This is a genomic window from Streptomyces sp. NPDC002574, from assembly GCF_042889545.1.
Taxonomy (GTDB): domain Bacteria; phylum Actinomycetota; class Actinomycetes; order Streptomycetales; family Streptomycetaceae; genus Actinacidiphila.
On sequence record NZ_JBIARB010000037.1, the window covers coordinates 1 to 1,084 of the forward strand.

A 1,084-nucleotide genomic window follows, 5' to 3' on the forward strand; every position below is an offset into this window, starting at 1 on the left:
GGCAGGAGTTCGGGGAGGTGGCCGTCGGAGGCGAGGCCGGTGGTGATGCGTTCGGCGGGGACCTCGCCGTAGGTGGTGGTGCGCTGGCGGGCGGGGCGGCCGGCGGCCTCGGCGATGGCGACCAGATCGCGGATCGAGCGGTAGGAGCCGTAACTGGAGCCGGCCATGCGGGAGATGGTCTCCTCCATCAGGGTGCCGCCCAGGTCGTTGGCGCCCGAGCGCAGCATCTCCGCGGCGCCGTCGGCGCCCAGTTTGACCCAGCTGGTCTGGATGTTGGTGATGTGCGGGTGCAGCAGCAGGCGGGCCATCGCGGTGACGGCGCGGTTGTCGCGCGCGGTGGGGCCGGGGCGGGCGATGCCGGCGAGGTAGACCGGTGCGTTGGTGTGGATGAAGGGCAGGGTGACGAACTCGGTGAAGCCGCCGGTCTCCTGCTGGATCCGGGCGAGCAGCCGCAGGTGGGCGAGCCAGTGGTGGGGCTGGTCGACGTGCCCGTACATCATCGTGGACGAGGAGCGCAGGCCGAGGGCGTGCGCGGCCGTGACGACCTCGATCCAGGTGGCGGTGGGCAGTTTGCCCTTGGTCAGGATCCAGCGGACCTCGTCGTCCAGGATCTCCGCGGCGGTGCCGGGGATGGAGTCCAGACCGGCGTCCTTGGCCGCGGCCAGCCACTGCGGGATCGACATCCCGGTGCGGGTGGCCCCGTTGACGACCTCCATCGGCGAGAACGCGTGCACATGCATGCCCGGCACCCGCTCCTTGACCGCGCGGGCGATGTCGAAGTAGGCGGTGCCCGGCAGGTCCGGATGGATACCGCCCTGCATGCACACCTCGGTCGCGCCGACCTGCCACGCCTGCTCGGCCCGGTCGGCGACCTGCGACAGCGACAGGGTGTAGGCGTCGGCGTCGGTACGGCGCTGCGCGAAGGCGCAGAAACGGCACCCGGTGTAGCAGACATTGGTGAAGTTGATGTTCCGGGTGACCACATAGGTCACCTCGTCGCCCACCGTGTCCCGCCGCACGTCGTCCGCGATCCGCGCCAACGCGTCCAACGCCGCACCATCGGCATGGAACAACGCCAACGCCT

General features: G+C 70.8%; 1 protein-coding gene. It reads right to left on the minus strand.

The annotated features are described in order from the left end of the window. The coding region (cofH, locus tag ACFYXS_RS39570) for a 5-amino-6-(D-ribitylamino)uracil--L-tyrosine 4-hydroxyphenyl transferase CofH (RefSeq protein ID WP_389256659.1) at nucleotides 1-1,084 on the minus strand (1,084 nt) is incomplete at both ends.